An 18,413-nucleotide genomic window follows, 5' to 3' on the forward strand; every position below is an offset into this window, starting at 1 on the left:
CCAGACCTTCGTCTGACAGCCAGTCAGGCCGGCCCCCAGCCAGACCATGACATGTTTCCGGATTGATTTTTTGACGGCGCGCCACCATCTTCTGGCGAGCACCCCGTTTGCATGGTGGCATTCTAATGCAAACCCGCATGGCGAACTAGCTGAACAAAAGCTTAAAGCACCATGCGCGCAGCACGTAAACAGCCACATCTTGCATACGGCGGATTATATTGTCATGACCGTTTGACCCCTTGACGCAGGTCAATTGCGGACGGCCCTTCACTCGCCCGTCATGGGCCTGGATCTGACGGAACGCTTCTCATGTCCCACCCCGTGCACTACCGGATCACCGCGGCCGACCCCGCCGCCCATCTGTTTTCCATTGAAATGACCGTTCGTCGGCCGGCTGCCGACGGCCAGGTATTTCGCCTGCCGCGCTGGATTCCGGGCAGCTACCTGCTGCGTGATTTCTCCCGCCATCTCGGCCCGCTGTCGGCCCGGTCGGCGCACGGGCCGGTCACGCTGACCGCACTCGACAACCACAGCTGGCAGGCCGCGCCCTGCCATGGCCCGCTGACCCTCAGCTACACCGCCTATGCCTTCGACCTGTCGGTCAGGGGTGCCTATCTCGACCGCGAGCGGGGCTTCTTCAACCCGACCAGCCTGTGTCTGGAGGCAGTCGGACAGTCCGGCCAGTCACACGGGCTCCGTGTCGACGCGCCGGCGCCGGGCACGGTCAGCGGCGACTGGCGTCTGGCCGGCACGCTGCCGGCCGACGGCGCTGCGCCGTTCGGCTTTGGCGACTTTGTCGCCGACAGTTACGACACGCTGATCGATCACCCGTTCGAGCTCGGCCATTTCGACGTTGTCCCCTTCCGCGTCTGCAACACCGATTATGAAATTGTCGTATCCGGCCGCCATCGCGGCGATCTCGACCGGCTGGCGCGCGATGTCGCACGGATCTGCGAATGGCAGATCCGGCTGTTCGGCGAACCGGCACCGTTTCACCGCTACCAGTTCCAGCTGTTTGTCGGCAAGGACGTCTATGGCGGGCTGGAGCATCGCGACTCGACCGCGCTGATGGCGAGCCGCGACGACCTGCCGGTCCACGGCGACGACACGCTGAGCGACGGCTATCTCGACCTGCTCGGCCTGTTCAGCCACGAACATTTCCATGCCTGGAACGTCAAGCGGATCAAGCCGGCCGCCTTCACCCCCTACGACCTGTCACAGGCGGCGCTGACCTCGCTGCTGTGGGCCTTCGAGGGCGTCACGTCGTACTACGACGATCTGACCCTGGTGCGCAGCGGCGTGGTGCCGGTCGAACGCTACCTGGCCCAGCTGGCGCGAACCCTCACCGCCGTGCAGCGCGGCAGTGGTCGCCACAAGCAGACGCTGGCCGAATCCAGCCTCGATGCCTGGACCAAGTACTACCAGCAGAATGAAAACAGCCCCAACGCCATTGTCAGCTATTACCAGAAGGGTGCGCTGGCCGCGCTGGCGCTGGATCTGAAGATCCGCCAGGACAGCCACGGCACCCGCTCACTCGACGATGTGATGCGGGCGCTGTGGCGGCGCTGGCGCGATACCGGCGCCGGCATCGGCGAGACGGAGTGGGAACGGATCGCTCAGCAGGCGACCGGGCTGGATCTGGGCGCCTTCTTTGACCAGGCCATCCGCTCGACGGCCGACCTGCCGCTGCAGGCGCTGCTGCAGGACGCCGGCGTGACCGTTGCCTGGCGTGTCGCCCAGAGTGGCGCCGACAAGGGGGGCGCGCCGTTGCCCGCCGCAAGCGACACACCACCACGTGCCGTCATCGGCGTGCGCAGCGCGGCCGATCCGGCAGGCATCCGCCTGACCCATGTTCTGGACGGGGGGGCCGCACAGGCGGCGGGCCTGTCGGCAGGGGATGTTCTGGTGGCGATCGACGGGCTGCGCGCCAGCGATCTCGAACGCCAGCTTGCCCGCCACCGGCCCGGCGGCAGCGTTCGCCTGCACGCCTTCCGCCGCGACGAGCTGCTGGCCTTCGACGTCATCGTCCAGGCCGCGCCCGCCGATACCTGCTGGCTGGCGCCGCAGGACACACCGCTGTGGCTGTCGCCGGCGGCCTGAGTCGCGCTCAGGTCACCAGTTGCAGGCAGCGCTGGCGATACTCGCTCGGCGAACAGCAGAACCAGCGGTGGCAGGCCCGGCAGAAATTGCTGGGGTCGGAGAACCCCAGCCGGTAGCCGATCTCGACCACCGCCAGATTGCCGTGGCTGAGCCAGTCGCTGGCCAGCGTGCGCCGCACCTGGTCGAGCAGCGCCTGAAAACTCTGGTTTTCCTGGCGCAGCTTGCGCTGCAGCGTACGCACCGACAGCCCGAGATGGGTGGCAACATCGACCAGCTTCGGTTCGCCGCTGGGCAGCATGTCCTGGATCTGGGTCAGCACCCGGTCCGAGAACAGGCTGCGTTCCAGCCGCGACAGATAGTCGCGGATCGCCTTTTCGTTCAGCCCCACCAGCATGGTATTGGCACTGGCATACGGCTCGATGGTATCGGCATAGGTAAAGCCGATCGCATCGGCCTCGGCCCCCAGCGTCACCGGCACATGGAAATACTGGTCCAGCCGCTCGGTCCCCGGCGCCGGCGGCATGCCGAGGGTCACGAAGGACGGAATCACCTGACGCTGGCTCAGCTTGCATGCCTGGCGATAGACAAAGGCCAGCATGGCGATGCGCGCCGCGTGGTTCATCTCGCTGCCGCCGAGCGTGTTGACCACCAGCGCGCTGCCGCCGGCATCATGGCGCAGACTGATATACATGGTGGTCGACAGCACGGTCGCATAGCGCGCGACCAGGCTCATCAGCTCGGACAGCGAACCGCAGGCGAGGATGGCCAGCCCGAGCCCGTGCAGCGTGGCCGGCTGGACTTCCTCGCCGAGCCGCAACCCGAGCAGCGGGTCGCCGGTCGCCTCGATTGCCAGTCGCCAGAAGCGGCGCACGCCGATCATCGGGAAGCGCGCCTCCGGCACATTGAGCCGGTTGGCGTCCAGCCCGGCCCCTGCCATCAGCGGCAGCGGATCGCAGCCGTAGCCGCGCACGGTCTGGCAAAGCGCCCGGATCCAGCTGGCCAGCACACTGGGAGACACCGGGTCGAGCGATGCTGCGTAACTGTCCTGAGCCACTTGCGTCTCCCTGCGAAAATCGGATCGGTGGCGGCCCCGGGCCGGTGCAACACCGGTGTTCCGCGCCGCCCTGGTCTGGCAGATAGCCGGCTTTTCTCATGCCGGCATGTTGGTGATCATAGCAACCGGAACCGCGCGGAATCTTGACTGGCGTCCAATGACAAGGATTTGGCGCAGGAAATCAATTCGTCCCGCCCGCCAGCACCTAGACTTAGTCAATCATGACCCAGCTTCCCTTCTCCTACCCGGCCATCGACGGCGAGCGCCTGCTCGCCGACCTGCACACCCTGCGCGGTTTCGGCGCCGTCGGACACGGCGTGGTCCGCCCCAGCCTGTCGCCGGAAGACATCGCCTCCCGGCACTGGCTGCGTCAGCGCATGGCCGATGCCGGCCTCGACGCGACCCTCGACGGTGTCGGCAATGTCATCGGCCGTTCGCCGCAGCCGGGGCCGGCACTGCTGCTCGGCTCGCATACCGACACCCAGCCACTCGGCGGCTGGCTCGACGGCGTCTATGGGGTAATCGCCGCACTGGAAGTCGCCCGCACCCTGCGACACGACCCGGTACTGGGTGCCATCGCCCTGGATGTCGCCAGTTTCATTGACGAAGAAGGCACGCATTACAGCTTTCTCGGCAGCCTGTCGGCCAGCGGCCAGCTCGACCAGCAGACACTGGACGCCGCACGCTGTCGCGACGGCACCTCGCTGCCGGAACGCCTGCATGCCGCCGGGCTCGACGGCCGGATCGCACCACTCGACCTGCGCCGCTACGCCGGCTTCATCGAACTGCATATCGAACAGGGACCGGTACTCGACGATGGCGGCAAGCGCCTCGGCGTGGTCAGCGGGATTGTCGGCGCACGCAATATCGATATCGTCGTCAGCGGCGAGGCCAATCATGCCGGCACCACGCCGATGGCGCGCCGGCATGATGCCGGCCGGGCGCTGATCGCGCTGGCCAGTGCCATCGAGGACACCTTCAGCCGCACGGCCGGCCCGGAAACAGTATGGAATATCGGCCGCATGAGCTTCCAGCCGGGCGCGGCCGCCATCGTGCCGGAACGCGCCGAATTGCGGCTGCAGTTCCGCGACCTCGACAGCCGCCGGCTCGACCGGCTGGAAGCCGCCCTGCAACCGCTGGCGGCAGATATCCGTACCCGCTGGCAGGTCGGCGTCGACATTGCCCGCGCCGGCCAGCCAACCCTGCCGGCCCATCTGTCGCCGGTGCTGCAGGCGCACCTGGTCCGGGCAACCGAACGTCGCGCATCCGGCGCCTGGATCACCCTGCCCAGCGGCGCCATGCACGACGCCGGCATCTTTGCCCAGGTCATGCCGGCCGCCATGCTGTTCGTCCCCAGCCTTGGCGGACGCAGCCACTGCCCGGAAGAAGACACCCGCCCCGACGATCTGGTACTGGGCGCCCAGGCACTTGCCGACGCCGTTGTCGACTGGGCCCGCTTCACCCTCCCCGACCGGCTGCCCGCACGCAAGTAGCCCCGCGGCCGGTTGCTCCCTCCCCGCAAGAACAGGAGATCGACATGATCACGCTTTATGGCCGGCGCAATTCCGGCAATGTGCAGAAAGTCCTCTGGACCCTGGATGAAATCGGTATCGGGTACCAGCGCCTGAATGCCGGCGGCAGCTTCGGCGGCACCCAGGTTGCCGACTATCTGGCACTGAATCCGAACGGGAAAGTGCCGACCCTGGTCGATGGCGACCTGGCCCTGTTCGAGTCCAACACCATCGTGCGCTACCTGGCCGCCCGCTACGGCAAAGACTCGCTGTGGCCGGCCGATCCGGCGCAACGCGCCGCCCGCGAAAAATGGATGGACTGGGAACTGTCCACCCTGGCGCCGGTGGTCGGCCCGGCCTTCCTCGCCACCATCCGCACTGCCCCGGCCGAACGCGACCACAAGCTGATTGCCGCCCGCGCGGCAGCGCTGGCCGACACCTTCGGCCTGCTGGACCGAGAGCTGGCCCGGACCCCGTATCTGTCCGGGGCCGAATTCGGGCTGGCCGACATCCCGGCCGGCACGCTGACCGCACGCTACAGGGCGCTGCCGCTGGATCGCCCGACCCTGGTCCATGTCGACGCCTGGTTCGAGCGGCTGTCGGCGCGCCCGGCTTTCCGCCGTCATGTACTGATCGAGATCGGCAGCACCCCGGACGAATGGACCCGGCTGGAGCGCGCCGAGGCCGGCCAAACCGGCAAACAATGACTGCGAACAGGAAAAAACGACCGCCGCAAGGCGGTTTTTTCATTGCCTTTCAACAGCTTGAAACACATGGCGCGCAGAGACAACGACTTGTCATCCCCGGCCATGCGACTTGCACGGGGCCACGCGTAGACTTCATTCAACACCTGAAGACAAACCGCCACAAACACCATGAGTACGGCGATTTTTCTGAAAGATGAATGCACGTTAACCGAACTTGGAGATAATCATGCCCTATCCCGACGGCCCGCTGAAGAACCGCTCCGTAGTCAAGCACGGCAACTATGCCGTCCTGTCGAACGACGGTCGCGTCATCAACTGCGTTCCCGGCTTCGCCGACTGCAAGCTGACCATCCTCGCCACGCCGAAGATGGGTGCCAGTTTCATCCAGTTCATCGGCACGGTCGGCGCGGAAGGTCGCACCACGCTGACTTACGCCGCCCAGCCGCACGAAGAAAGCTTTATCTACATCCTCGATGGTGAAGGCCAGCTCAAGCTGACCGTCGGTGGCGAAAGCAAGGTGATGGGTCAGGGTGGCTATGCGTATGCCACCGCCGGCCAGGGCATTGCCTTCGAGAACGCCAACGGCAAGGAATGCCGGATCCTGCTGTACAAGCAGCGCTATGTGCCGCACCCGGATGGCCGCAAGCCGTTCACCGTGTTCGGCAATACCAATGAAATCGAATGGCAGGACTACGACGGCATGAGCAACGTCCACCTGAAGGACCTGCTGCCGATCAACGAAGCGTTCGACATGAACATGCACATCCTGAGTTTCGATCCGGCTGGCTGCCATCCGATCATCGAAACCCATGTGCAGGAACACGGCGCCTACCTGTACGAAGGCGAAGGCCTGTACCTGCTCGATACCGACTGGATCCACGTGCAGGCGGAAGACTTCATCTGGTTCGGCCCGTTCACCAAACAGGCCTGCTATGGGACCGGACGTGGCCCGCTGACCTACATCTACTCGAAGGACTGCAACCGCGACGTCGAGATCTGAAGCTTTCTGTCCGCGCCGGGCTTCCTTTCCTCTCCGCTAACCGCCTGATTCCCCGTCCGGCCCGTCACCGGGCGGGAGGCGCGGACAGCCCTTATGAACGCTCCATTCCGTATCCCTTTCTGAAGGAATCGCATCATGGCTCTCACCAAGAACTTCAAGACCCTGGACATCCGCGAGCAACTGGCCGCTACCGGCATGAAGGGCAAGAACATCACCTTCCTCGACGATTTCAAGCGCGAACAGATCCATGCGCTGTATGAATCCGCGAAGATGCTCGAACCGTTCCTGCGCACCGGCGTCGACCTGCTGAAGGGCAAGACCCTGTACACGCTGTTCTTCCAGCCGTCGACCCGTACCCGCTGCAGCCATGAAAACGCCATGCTGCGCCTGGGCGGCAACGTGATCACCGAAGCCGACCCGCTGCACAACTCGTCGGTAGCCAAGAACGAAAGCCTGTACGACAGCCTGCGCGTCACCTCGCAGTACGCCGACGTGATCGTCATGCGTCACCCGGACGACAAGGAAGCGCTCGGCGCCATCGAACAGCTCGGCACCGACAGCTCGCCGATCATCTCCGGCGGCTACGGCCACGTGACCCACCCGACCCAGGGCCTGCTGGACAGCTACACCTGCTGGCGCGCCTTTGGCGACCTGCAGAACGCCACCGTGGTGATCAGCTCGCCCGACCTGTCCCGCGCCCGCTCCGGTCAGTCGTTCGCTCTGGCGCTGGCCGCCATGGGTGCCCGCATTGTCTACACCGGCACCAGCGAGCTGCGCACGCCGGAAATCATCCGCAAGAAGCTGACCGCCATGGGCGCACGCTGGGAAGAGCATTTCGACCTCGACCAGAAGAAGCATGCGGAAATGTTTGCCGACGTCGGCGCCGACCTGATCTACCTGCCGGGCTGCTCGGTGAAAAAGGACGATCCGGACCGCGAAGCGTTCATGCGCAAGCTGGAAAACCACTACGTGTCGCTCGACATGCTCGACAACCTGAAGAAGAAGACCGGCAAGGTCGTCGGTGTCCATCACTCGCTGCCGCGCAACCCGGGCGAGTTCGACATGGCCATCGACCGTACCGAACACGAGCTGTACTTCAAGGCCATCGGTTTCTCGGTCGCCGTGCGCATGGCCCTGCTGGCATCGGTCATCGGCGTCAACTGATCAGGTTCCCTCGTTCCAGTACCGGCCGCTGCCTGCGGTGGCCGGTTTGCGTTGCGAATGCCGCCGTCCCGGCGTACCCGGTGCGGCGGCCGGTCGCGAGTACTGTTTGGCTTCAGATGCCAGGAGGCGACACGGCGCCCTGCCATGCCGCCCTGTGCCAGGAGGTGGATCGGTCATTGGCCGGGACGCCCTGCTGACGGACGGGGATGTCCCCGACCCGGTCAAGCACCTGCTGCCGCATGTTGTCTGCCGGTTTTCCGGCATACGCATACCGGACCCTGACGCCCGAACCCGGCAAGTCCCTGGCCGTCGTCCGGTGTGCTGACACCCGTCAACACTCTGGAGAGAAGCATGAGCACCCATCCCGCCACCAATGCGCCGATGCCCCCCGACAGCCGGCCGGCCCGCAAATCATTCCGGATGCCGGACATCTACATCGTCCTGTCGGTCTTTATCCTGGTCATGGCCGTCCTGACCTTCATCATCCCCGCCGGCGAATACACCCGCGAAACCCTGCAGACCGCCCACGGTCCGCAAACGCTGGTCGTGGCCGGCACCTACCACCAGGTCGCCCAGCAACCGGTCGGCTTCATGCAACTGGTCACCGCCATCCCTGACGGCCTGAAGCGCGCCGCATCCATCGTGTTCCTGACCTTCATGGTCGGGGGCGGCATGGGGCTGATCAAGCGTGCCGGACTGATCGACATCGGCGTGCACAAGCTGATCGACGGCGTCGGCGACAAGGGCTTTCTGGTCATTCCGATCCTGATCGGCATTTTCACCGGCCTGGCCGCCTTTATCGGTGTGCCGGAACTGTCGCTGGCCTACCTGCCGGTGCTGCTGCCGCTGTTCTACCGGCTCGGCTATGACGGCATGTCGGCCATGGCGGTCGCCCTGCTCGGACCGTGCATGGGCTTCACCTTCGGCCTGACCATTCCGGGCTCGGTCGGTGTCGGCCAGCAGATCGCCCAGTTGCCGATCTTCTCCGGTTCGGCCTTCCGCGCCGTGGTGCTGGTGATCGTCACCATCGTCACCGTCGCCTACGTGATGCGCTATGCCGCCCGGGTCAAGGCTGACCCGAGCCGCAGCCTGACGCTGGACTCCGACCAGCTGATGCGTGCCGAGCTGCAGGAAGCGCAGCGCGAACAGGGCGAGCTGGTCGTCACCCGCCGCCACATCCTGGCCGGCCTCGCCTGCCTGGTGATGTTCCCGTGCGCCATTGCCGCCATCCTGATCAACAACCTCGGTTTCGAGGCCATCGGCGGGCTGTTCCTGTTCATCGGCATCACGGCATCCGCCATTGCCGGCAAGCGGCCGCAACAGATCTGCGACGACGTCAATGCCGGCATGCGTGACATGATGGTCGCCGCGCTGCTGTGCGGGGTGGCCAGCGCCATCGCCGTGGTCATGGACCGTGGCGTGATCACCGATACCCTGGTGTACTGGCTGGAACAGATCATGCGCAGCGTGCCGGCCGAAGTGTCCGCCATCGTGGTGTTCTGGGAACAGGCGCTGTTCAATGCACTGGTGCCGGGCGCCACTGCCCTGACCGTGCTGACCATGCCGGTGCTGTCGCCGCTCGGCACCCTGCTCGGCATCTCGCAGCAGGCCGTCGTCACCGCCAATGCCTGGGGTGGCCAGCTGACCGACATCTTCTTCCCGACTTCGGGCTTCTTCGTCGCCACGCTGGTGATGGGCAAGGTCGACTTCGGCAAGTGGATCCGCTTCTACACCCCGCTGATGCTGATACTGGGCGCCATCGCCTGTGTCGCCCTGTACCTGATGCAGACCATGAACCTCGGCATGTAGCCGCAGACGGCCCATGAAGATGGGCACGGACCGCCAGAGGCGGGCCTGGCGACAGGCCCGCCACAATGAACCGAAAGGACTCCTTACCATGATGTTCGACACGATCATCCGCAATGGCGCCGTCGTGTTGCGCGACGGCACCGTTCCGCTCGACCTCGGCATCCGCGACGGCAAGATCACCTGTCTCGCCGGCCGCCTCGACCCGGCGCAGGCCGCCGAAGTCATCGACGCCGACGGCCAGTACGTGCTGCCCGGCATGGTCGACGCGCACATGCACATTTCCGAGCCCGGCCGCACCGAGTGGGAAGGCTATCTGAGCGGCACCCGGGCCATGGCCGCCGGCGGCACCACCACCTTTGTCGAGATGCCGCTGAACACCATCCCGGCCACCACCGACCTGGCCTCGCTGCAGATCAAGCTGGATGCCGCACGGGGCCAGTGCCACGTCGACTATGCGCCGATGGGCGGGCTGGTGCCGTGGAACCTCGCCGACCTCGAACCGCTGTCCGCCGCCGGCGTGGCCGCCTTCAAGTGCTTTGTCGCCACCTGCGGCTCCGGCAAGCCGGGCGATTTCATGAATGTCGACGACTACGAGCTGTATCGCGGCATGCAGGTGCTGGCCAGAACCGGTGACCTGCTGGTCATCCACTGCGAAAACGCAGCCCTGACCGACAAGCTCGGCCGTGACGCCCGCGCCGCCGGCAAGACCCGCGTGTCCGACTACGTGGCCAGCCGCCCGGTGTTCACCGAGGTCGAAGCGGTCCAGCGCGTGCTGCTGATCGCCAGGGAAACCGGCTGCCGGGTGCATATCGCCCACAACAGCTGCCCGGAAGCGGTCGACGCCATCCACCGCGCCATAGCCGACGGGGTCGATGCCAGCGTCGAGTCCTGCCCGCACTACTTCCTGCTCTGCACCGAGGAGCTGGATGCGATCGGCCCGCGCGCCAAGTGCTCGCCGCCGATCCGCGACCGCGCCAACCAGGAACGGATGTGGGACGCGCTGCGTGCCGAACGCATCCACATCATCGGTTCCGATCACTCGCCATGCACGCCGGACCTGAAAGCATCGCCGAATGCCTTCGATGCCTGGGGCGGGCTGTCCGCCTGCCAGAACAGCGTCGACGCGATGTTCGATGCTGCCGTACTCCAGCGCGGCATCGACCCGTCGCTGCTGATGCGGCTGCTGGCCACCCGACCGGCCGAACGCTTCCGCCTCGGCCAGAAGGGCGAGATCGCAATCGGCAAGGATGCCGACGTGGTGCTGCTCGACCCGACGCGGCCATACACGCTGCGCGCCGAGGACCTGTACTACAAGAACCGTTTCAGCGCCTACGAAGGACGGCGCATCGGCTGCCGCATCACCCGCACGCTGCTGCGCGGGCGCACGGTCTTCCGCCTCGACAGCGGCATCGTCGGCGAGCCGGCCGGCCAGTTGCTGCGGCCGGGTGAGTGAACGGCGCGAAAAGACCACATGCTGTCGGGTCATGACAACTCCCGTCCGGTAACCGGTCCGTAAACTGGTTCTGTTCCGGCCGTCACGACAGGCGGCCGGCACCACCGGATATATCCGGTGTGGCGGCCGGCCAGCGGCGACCGCCACACCCGACAGCGCCGCACCGTGCGACGACCTTCCCGCAACGGGTGCGGCACAGGAATTCATCCTTCAGGGAGCTTTTCATGAACGCACCGGACCCCTCCACCCTTCCGCCCTCGTACAGCCCGCGTCTGACCAATGACGATCTGCTCCCGATCTCGCGGCGCAGCTGGGGTACCTACAACTACTTCGCCATGTGGATGAGCGATATCCACAGCGTCGGCGGCTATGTATTCGCCGCCGGGCTGTTCTTTCTCGGCCTGTCCGGCTGGCAGATCCTGCTGGCGATGATGGCCGGCATCCTGGTGGTCAACAAGCTGCTCGACGGCGTCGGCGTGATGGGCCAGCAGCTCGGCGTCCCGTATCCGGTCATCGCCCGGCTCAGTTTCGGCGTGTTCGGCGCCAATCTGCCGGCCATCCTGCGTGCCATTGTCGGCATCGTCTGGTACGGCGTGCAGACCTGGCTGGCCTCGACCGCGCTGGTGATCATGGTGGCCGCGCTGTGGCCGGCGGCAGTCGGCCGGCTCGACGGCATGTGGCTCGGGCTGACCGAGCTGGGCTGGATCTGCCTGATGATCATGTGGTGTCTGCAACTGGCGCTGTTCTGGCGCGGCATGGAATGGGTGCGCCGCTTTATCGACTTCTGCGGCCCGGCGGTCTACCTGGTCATGTTCGCACTGGCGGCCTGGATGCTGTCGCAGGCCGGCTGGGGCGCCCTGACCCTGTCGCTGTCTGACAAGACGCTGAGTCCCGGCGAGACCCTGTACCAGATGCTGTCGGTGGTGGCGCTGGTCATCGCCTACTTTGCCGCACTGCTACTGAACTTCGCCGATTTCTCGCGCTTCGGCGTCAGCACGAAGGCGGTCCGGCGCGGCAATTTTCTCGGCCTGCCGATCAACTTCCTCGCTTTCGCGCTGGTGACGGTTGCGGTCACCGCCAGTACTGTTTCCGTCTTCGGCGAGGCCATTCTCGACCCGATCCATGTCGTGCAGCGCATCGATCACCCGACCGTGCTGGTGCTGGGCTGCCTGACCTTCGTCATCGCCACCATCGGCATCAATATCGTCGCCAATTTCGTCTCCGCCGCGTACGACATTGCCAATATCGCGCCGAAGCACATCTCGTTCTGGCGCGGCGGCGTCATCACTGCCGTGCTGTCCATCCTGGTCATGCCGTGGTCGCTGTACCACAACCCGATCGTGATCAATCTGTTCGTCGGCTGCCTCGGCGCCTGTCTCGGCCCGCTGTTCGGCGTGATCATCACCGACTACTACGCGATCGCCCGCCGCCAGGTCGACATCAGCGCGCTGTACAGCGAATCGCCGGACGGTGCCTACTGGTATCACCGCGGCGTCAACCGCCGTGCGGTACTGGCGTTCTTCGTCGCCGCCATTCCGTCCTGTGTCATTGCCCTGTGGTCGCCGCTGGAACGGCTGGCGCCGTTCGCCTGGATCATCGGCACGCTGCTCGCCTCGGCGCTGTACTGGCTGCTGATGAAGCATCGCCGCCAGCCGGTCATCTGACGACCAACGGCATGGCGTGCAAGGACAATGCATTGTCAGTCCCGGACAGCAAAGCCCTTCCGCACCCTGCTTAGACTAGCCATGAGTCATATCACGTTCCCCTGGCGGCCGGCCCAAGCCGGTTCGCCCAGTCCCAAACCTGGAGGTCATCATGGCTACCCTGCACACCCCGTCCGAGCAGAAGACGGACAGCAAGTCACCCGCGGCGAAGAAGTTCGTGATTCCGGACATCTACGTCATCCTTGGCGCCATGGTGCTGATCGTCGCCGTGCTCAGCTACATCATGCCGGCCGGCGAATATGCACGCACCATGGTCAACGGTCGTTCGACCGTGGTGCCGGGTTCGTTCCAGTTCATCGAACAGACCCCGCTGAGCTTCATGCAGATCATGTCCGCCATTCCTGACGGCATGGTCAAGGCGGCCGACGTGGTCATCCTGACCCTGCTGGTCGGCGGCGCGGTTGGCGTCATCCGCATGGCCGGCGTCATCAACTATGCGATCGACAAGCTGCTGGCCGCCCTCGGCGCGCGGGTCAGCCTGATCATGTTCGTGCTGGTCTTCATTTTCAGCCTGATCGCTGCCTTTGTCGGCACGCCGGAACTCGGCATCGCCTACCTGCCGATCGTGCTGCCGCTGATGCTCCGGCTCGGCTATGACACCACCAGTGCCGTCGCCATCGCGCTGCTCGGCCCGTCGGTCGGCTTCGCCTTCGCCCTGACCGCCCCGGCCACCATCGGCACCTCGCATATCGTCGGCCAGCTGCCGATGTTCTCCGGCGCCGGCTATCGCGCGATCTTCCTGGTGGTCAGCACCCTGATCTCGATCGCCTATCTGATGCGCTACGCGGCACGGGTCAAGGCAGATCCGGCCCGCAGCCTGACGCCGGAACTCGACGCCACCCTGCGCAGCAAATACCAGGCCGAAACCAACGCCGGCCCGGTGGAATACACCGTCCGCCAGCGGATCGCTGCCGTCGCCACCCTGGTGATGTTCATCACCATCATCTGGTCGATCCTGCAGTTCAAGCTCGGCTTCGTCCCGATCTCCGGCCTGTTCATGGGCATGGCCGTGGTATGCAGCCTGATTGTCGGCCAGCGCCTGAACGACATCTGCTCGAACTACAACGAAGCGATGCGCGGCGTGATGGTCGGCGCACTGATCTGCGGCGTGGCACGCGGCGTCTCGGTCGCCCTGGAAAACGGCCATATCCTCGACACCATGGTGTACTACCTCGCGCAGATGCTGTCCGGCCTGCCGACCTCGCTGACCGCCATCGGCATCTGGATCGTGGAATGGGCATTCAACCTGGTGGTGCCGTCCGGCGCCGGCAAGGCCGTGATCACGCTGCCGGTGTTCTTCCCGCTGGCCGACCTGGTCGGTCTGCACCGCCAGGTGGTCGTGCTCGGCCTGCAATGGGGTGACGGGCTGGCCAACCTGATGCAGCCGACCGAAGGCTACTTCATGGCCATCATCGCCATGGCCGGCCTGCCGTTCGGCAAGTGGCTGAAGTTCTACCTGCCGCTGTTCGCCATTCTCAGCGCCGTCTGCATCATCGGTCTGCTGGCAGCGGTCTCCATCGGCCTGAACTGATCCTGGCCTGCGCGCTCTGCAAACGCCGTCCTTCGGGACGGCGTCTGACTGTCCATGAACCCCGGCCACAAAGAACGGACGAGCGTGGCGAGGTTTCCCCGCGGCGGCGGGGACAGAAGAGGCAGGGTTCAATCAGGCAGACTGCCGTGCTCGGGACAGATTCTGTCAGTCGGGTGTGTACCGACGCCACGGTGAACATCGGCGCCCACCTTGATGAGCCGTCTGGACGGTGTTCGGTCGCCCGGCCGGGCACGGCGTATAATCCCGGGGTCTGAAGCCACTTTCCCGGACCTGGATCATGAGCCAACCGCAAGCCAAGTACCGCGCCGATTATCTCCCGTCTGCCTTTCTGATCGATTCGGTCGATCTGACCTTCGACCTGCGCGACGACGACGTCCGCATCGACAGCCGCATGACGGTCCGGCGCAATCCGGCGGCGGCGGCCAGCAGCGAGCTGGTGCTCGACGGCACGGCCGAACTGGTGTCGGTGACCCTCGACGGCGAACCGGTCGCCGTCAACCACTATTCGAACGACGCGGAAACGCTGACCCTGCGTGACGTGCCGGAAAGTTTCATTCTCGAAATCGCCACCCGCGTCGACCCGTATGCGAACTCGTCGCTGATGGGGCTGTACGCCAGCAACGGCAACCTGTTCACCCAGTGCGAGCCGGAAGGCTTCCGCAAGATCACCTATTACCTTGACCGTCCGGACGTGATGGCCAAGTTTTCCACCACCATCATCGCCGAACGCAACCGCTTCCCGGTGCTGCTGTCCAACGGCAACAAGGTCGGCGAAGGCCAGACCGACAAGCGGCGTCACTGGGTCAAATGGGTCGACCCGTACCGCAAGCCGAGCTATCTGTTTGCGCTGGTCGCCGCGCGCCTGTCGGTGCTGCGCGACGAGTTTGTCACCCGGGGCGGCAAGAAGGTCACCCTGGAAATCTGGGTCGAGCCGCAGGACCTGGACAAGTCGCAGCACGCGATGGAAAGCCTGAAGCGCGCAATGGACTGGGACGAACGCCGCTTCGGTCTCGAATACGACCTCGACACCTACATGATCGTCGCCGTCGGCGACTTCAACATGGGGGCGATGGAAAACAAGGGCCTGAACGTCTTCAACACCAAGTACGTACTGGCCAGCCGCGCCACCGCCACCGACACCGATTTCGACGGCGTCGAGGGCGTGATCGGCCACGAATACTTCCACAACTGGACCGGCAACCGCGTGACCTGCCGCGACTGGTTCCAGCTGTCGCTGAAGGAAGGGCTGACCGTCTTCCGCGACCAGGAATTCTCGGCCGACATGGGCAGCCGCGCGGTCAAGCGCATCGGCGACGTGCGCAATCTGCGCGCGATGCAGTTCCCGGAAGACGCCGGCCCGATGTCGCACCCGATCCGTCCCGAGAGCTATCTCGAGATGAACAACTTCTACACCATGACCGTGTATGAAAAAGGCGCGGAAGTGGTGCGGATGTACCACACCCTGTTCGGCGAGGACGGCTTCCGCCGCGGCATGGATCTGTATTTCAAACGCCATGACGGCCAGGCCGTCACCTGCGACGATTTCCGCGCCGCCATGGCCGACGCCAACGGCGCCGACCTGACCCAGTTCGGCCGCTGGTACAGCCAGGCCGGCACGCCGGAGGTGAAAGTCTCCTGCCAGTGGTCGGAACTCGGCCATACGCTGACGCTGACCGTCAGCCAGTCGACACCGCCGACCCCGGGCCAGGCCGACAAGCTGCCGCTGCACATCCCGCTGGCCATCGGCCTGCTCGATCCGGACGGCAGGGAATTCCCGCTGACCCTGTCCAGCGACGCCGCCCCCGGCCCGACCACGCGCGTGCTGTCGGTGCAGGAAGCCACCCAGCATTTCACTTTCATCAATATCGACCGCAAACCGGTCCCGTCGCTGCTGCGCGGCTTCTCCGCACCGGTCCGGCTGACTTACGACTACAGCGACAGCGAACTGGCCTTCCTGCTGGCTCATGACCGCGACGACTTCGCCCGCTGGGAAGCCGGCCAGCAACTGGCCGAACGCATGCTGCTGGCGCTGTACCGCGCCAGCGTCGACGGTCTCGAACTGGCCGTGCCGGACGACTTCATCTGCGCCTGCCGCGCCGTGCTGGTCGATACCGCGCTGGACCCGGCCTTCGTTGCACTGGCGCTGGTACTGCCATCGGAAAACGAGCTGCTGGAAAAGATCGACGCCGCCGATCCGGAACGCATCCGCCAGGTGCGCGCCTTTGCCCGCGCCGAACTGGCCCGCCAGTTGCGCGCCGACCTGATTGCCGCCTACGAACTGAACGACATCAAACCGTTCAGCCATGAACACGCCGGTCAGCGCGAGCTGAAGAACCTGTGCCTCGGCTACCTGGCCGCACTGGACGATCCGCTGGCCATCGATCTGGCCGTCAGCCAGTGCCGCAATGCCGACAACATGACCGACCAGATCGGCGCACTGAACGCGCTGCGCGATATCCGCCATCCGGATCGCGACGCGGTGTTCAACGAGTTTGCCCATCGCTGGATCGACGACGCGCTGGTGATGGACAAATGGTTCGCGCTGAATGCCGCCAGCCATCGCGGCGACACGCTGCAGATGGTGCAGGACCTGCTGCTGCACCCGGCGTTCTCGCTGCGCAACCCGAACAAGGCACGCGCGCTGCTCGGCAGCTTCGGCCGCAATATCGCCGCCTTCCATCGCGAGGATGGCGCCGGCTACCGCTTCATGGCCGACCAGGTGCTGGCGGTCGATGCGATCAACCCGCAGGTCGCGGCGCGGCTGGTGGCGGCGTTCAACCGCTGGAAGCGGGTCGATCCGGCGCGGCGGCAGATGATGCAGGCCGAGCTGGAACGGCTGATCGCGCATCCGGCCCTGTCCAAGGACGTCTACGAAATCGTCGAAAAGAACCTCGCGTAGCCCGTATCAGCAAAACGGCCCGGAAATCCGGGCCGTTTTGCTGTCCACAAACGCCGCCTGCGAAGAACGGACGAGCGCAGCGAGGTGCCTGCTGAATCAGGCGCTCAGGCCGGGCGGGAGAACGCCTGCATCAGCGTCATCATTTCCGGCAGGTTGGACAGCTTGATCTTGCCCTGCATGAAGGCCACTTCCGGCCGCAGTTCGCCACGCTCGATCGCCAGATAATCGGCACCGCTGGCTTCAACCACACACTTCGCTTCGCCGGTCAGCCCCTTTTCGACCTGGCACTGGCCCTTGTCGAGCGCCACGGTCCATTCGCCGCCCGGCTCGCCGGACAGTTTGAAATGGAAGCGGCTGACCACGCCGGCGGCCTTGTCGGCCTGCAGGCGTGCCGGCATGCCGGCAAACAGTTCATCGAGAGTGGAAGGCAATGCCATGTCGGGTTCTCCAGACGGGTCCGCAGCGGCCGGCAAGCCGGGCGGACGGGGTTAAACAAGTGTTTAATGTCATAGTACTACCAGTTTCCAGCTAATGGATACGCGAATCTGCGGCACTTGTCCAACCACGCCAGCCCCGGTCATTCCGACATAAATGCGACACCCTGCGCCATGTTCTTGTGTCAAACACCAAGACAATCTTGTGTGCCGTCGCAGCGTATAGGAAAATACTAATATTAAAAATACCGGGCATGTTCATATCATGACATTCAAAGCCAACGATTCCCTGACGGAGCAGATTGCCCGTTATCTGGGCAAGCAGATCATCCAGAACGACATGCATGCCGGCGAGCGCATCCAGGAACTGCGCATTGCCGCCGAACTGGACGTCAGCCGCGGGTCGGTGCGCGAAGCGCTGCTGCTGCTGGAACGCCGCCATCTGGTCAATATCTACCCGCGCCGCGGCGCCGTGGTGGCGGAACTCGGAGCGGAAAGCGCCGACGAGTTCTTCGACCTGTGGTTCGCACTGATCGAACGGGTGGTGGTCACCTTCTGCCAGACCTGGGACAACGAAGAACTGGCGCCGTTCTTCGACATCAGCACCCGGCTGATGGAAGCCCAGCAGCATGATGACCTCGAAGCGTACTACGACAGCTCGGTCGCCCTGCTCAGCGCACTGTATCCGCTCGGCCGCAACCGCTATCTGGAACAGACGCTGGACGACCTGCTGCCGCTGACCCAGCGCTGCTTCTACGCCGTGCTGAAGAGCGGCAAGACGCAGATGGCCATGACCAACCAGTTGGTCGACGCCACGCTGAAGGCGGTCACCGCACGCGATGTCGAGCGTGTCCGCAAGGCCATTGCGGACTTCAGTGCCGCCTACCGCCACATCATTGCCGAGGCACTGCAATAAACGCGGCGACAGGAACACGGAAAAGACAAAGACTCGTCCCGCACGAGTCTTTTTTCTTGTGCCTGCGAAAATTGCAGCTACACCCAATTG

13 protein-coding genes are annotated in these 18,413 nt (G+C 64.9%); 11 read left to right on the plus strand and 2 right to left on the minus strand.

The window, feature by feature from the left end:
• Positions 1 to 309: 309 nt before the first annotated feature.
• On the plus strand, positions 310 to 2,100 hold the full coding sequence (locus DFO50_RS04480; RefSeq protein ID WP_028497764.1) for a M61 family metallopeptidase: 1,791 nt from the start codon (positions 310 to 312) through the stop codon (positions 2,098 to 2,100).
• 7 nt (positions 2,101 to 2,107) lie between these two features.
• Here DFO50_RS04480 and DFO50_RS04485 read toward each other — a convergent pair whose 3' ends face one another.
• Entirely contained in the window at positions 2,108 to 3,154 is a 1,047-nt protein-coding gene (locus tag DFO50_RS04485) for an AraC family transcriptional regulator (protein ID WP_028497763.1), read from the minus strand.
• Between the two features lie 221 nt (positions 3,155 to 3,375).
• Here DFO50_RS04485 and DFO50_RS04490 point away from each other — a divergent pair, with 221 nt between their 5' ends.
• From DFO50_RS04490 to pepN, 9 genes are all read left to right on the plus strand, one after another.
• On the plus strand, positions 3,376 to 4,647 hold the full coding sequence (locus DFO50_RS04490) for a hydantoinase/carbamoylase family amidase (protein WP_107889447.1): 1,272 nt from the start codon (positions 3,376 to 3,378) through the stop codon (positions 4,645 to 4,647).
• Between the two features lie 44 nt (positions 4,648 to 4,691).
• Complete coding sequence (locus DFO50_RS04495) at positions 4,692 to 5,372, plus strand: glutathione S-transferase family protein (RefSeq protein ID WP_084299722.1); 681 nt, start codon at positions 4,692 to 4,694, stop codon at positions 5,370 to 5,372.
• 226 nt (positions 5,373 to 5,598) lie between these two features.
• Entirely contained in the window at positions 5,599 to 6,372 is a 774-nt protein-coding gene (gene allE / locus DFO50_RS04500) for a (S)-ureidoglycine aminohydrolase (protein ID WP_028497761.1), read from the plus strand.
• 135 nt (positions 6,373 to 6,507) lie between these two features.
• Positions 6,508 to 7,536, plus strand: a complete 1,029-nt coding sequence (locus DFO50_RS04505) for an aspartate carbamoyltransferase (protein WP_107889446.1) — start codon at positions 6,508 to 6,510, stop codon at positions 7,534 to 7,536.
• A 351-nt stretch (positions 7,537 to 7,887) separates the two neighbouring features.
• Positions 7,888 to 9,345, plus strand: coding sequence for a YfcC family protein (locus DFO50_RS04510; protein ID WP_199489744.1), 1,458 nt, complete (start codon positions 7,888 to 7,890; stop codon positions 9,343 to 9,345).
• Between the two features lie 88 nt (positions 9,346 to 9,433).
• A complete protein-coding gene (allB, locus tag DFO50_RS04515) occupies positions 9,434 to 10,798 on the plus strand; it encodes an allantoinase AllB (RefSeq protein WP_028497758.1) in 1,365 nt (454 codons plus the stop codon).
• Between the two features lie 224 nt (positions 10,799 to 11,022).
• Entirely contained in the window at positions 11,023 to 12,462 is a 1,440-nt protein-coding gene (locus tag DFO50_RS04520) for an NCS1 family nucleobase:cation symporter-1 (RefSeq protein WP_036384703.1), read from the plus strand.
• A gap of 151 nt (positions 12,463 to 12,613) precedes the next feature.
• Complete coding sequence (locus tag DFO50_RS04525) at positions 12,614 to 14,053, plus strand: YfcC family protein (RefSeq protein WP_036384702.1); 1,440 nt, start codon at positions 12,614 to 12,616, stop codon at positions 14,051 to 14,053.
• Between the two features lie 298 nt (positions 14,054 to 14,351).
• Positions 14,352 to 16,973: an aminopeptidase N gene (pepN, locus tag DFO50_RS04530; protein WP_112692127.1), complete on the plus strand. Its 2,622-nt coding sequence runs from the start codon at positions 14,352 to 14,354 to the stop codon at positions 16,971 to 16,973.
• Between the two features lie 104 nt (positions 16,974 to 17,077).
• On the opposite strand, the gene DFO50_RS04535 is transcribed toward pepN, so the two are convergent.
• Positions 17,078 to 17,410: an SCP2 sterol-binding domain-containing protein gene (locus DFO50_RS04535; protein ID WP_028497755.1), complete on the minus strand. Its 333-nt coding sequence runs from the start codon at positions 17,408 to 17,410 to the stop codon at positions 17,078 to 17,080.
• A 262-nt stretch (positions 17,411 to 17,672) separates the two neighbouring features.
• Between DFO50_RS04535 and DFO50_RS04540 the strand changes: the two genes are divergently transcribed.
• Positions 17,673 to 18,323: a GntR family transcriptional regulator gene (locus DFO50_RS04540; RefSeq protein ID WP_107889444.1), complete on the plus strand. Its 651-nt coding sequence runs from the start codon at positions 17,673 to 17,675 to the stop codon at positions 18,321 to 18,323.
• The last annotated feature ends 90 nt before the right edge of the window (positions 18,324 to 18,413 follow it).

It is taken from the genome of Microvirgula sp. AG722, from assembly GCF_003269145.1.
Classification (GTDB): Bacteria; Pseudomonadota; Gammaproteobacteria; order Burkholderiales; family Aquaspirillaceae; genus Microvirgula; species Microvirgula aerodenitrificans.

Excerpts from the sequence above, each read along its gene's own strand:
- DFO50_RS04505 (WP_107889446.1), top strand. The coding sequence starts at position 6,508 with ATGGCTCTCACCAAGAACTTCAAGACCCTGGACATCCGCGAGCAACTG.
- DFO50_RS04495 (WP_084299722.1), top strand. The coding sequence starts at position 4,692 with ATGATCACGCTTTATGGCCGGCGCAATTCCGGCAATGTGCAGAAAGTC.
- DFO50_RS04535 (WP_028497755.1), bottom strand. The coding sequence starts at position 17,410 with ATGGCATTGCCTTCCACTCTCGATGAACTGTTTGCCGGCATGCCGGCA.
- pepN (WP_112692127.1), top strand. The coding sequence starts at position 14,352 with ATGAGCCAACCGCAAGCCAAGTACCGCGCCGATTATCTCCCGTCTGCC.
- DFO50_RS04490 (WP_107889447.1), top strand. The coding sequence starts at position 3,376 with ATGACCCAGCTTCCCTTCTCCTACCCGGCCATCGACGGCGAGCGCCTG.
- DFO50_RS04540 (WP_107889444.1), top strand. The coding sequence starts at position 17,673 with ATGACATTCAAAGCCAACGATTCCCTGACGGAGCAGATTGCCCGTTAT.
- DFO50_RS04525 (WP_036384702.1), top strand. The coding sequence starts at position 12,614 with ATGGCTACCCTGCACACCCCGTCCGAGCAGAAGACGGACAGCAAGTCA.
- allE (WP_028497761.1), top strand. The coding sequence starts at position 5,599 with ATGCCCTATCCCGACGGCCCGCTGAAGAACCGCTCCGTAGTCAAGCAC.
- DFO50_RS04480 (WP_028497764.1), top strand. The coding sequence starts at position 310 with ATGTCCCACCCCGTGCACTACCGGATCACCGCGGCCGACCCCGCCGCC.
- allB (WP_028497758.1), top strand. The coding sequence starts at position 9,434 with ATGATGTTCGACACGATCATCCGCAATGGCGCCGTCGTGTTGCGCGAC.
- DFO50_RS04510 (WP_199489744.1), top strand. The coding sequence starts at position 7,888 with ATGAGCACCCATCCCGCCACCAATGCGCCGATGCCCCCCGACAGCCGG.
- DFO50_RS04520 (WP_036384703.1), top strand. The coding sequence starts at position 11,023 with ATGAACGCACCGGACCCCTCCACCCTTCCGCCCTCGTACAGCCCGCGT.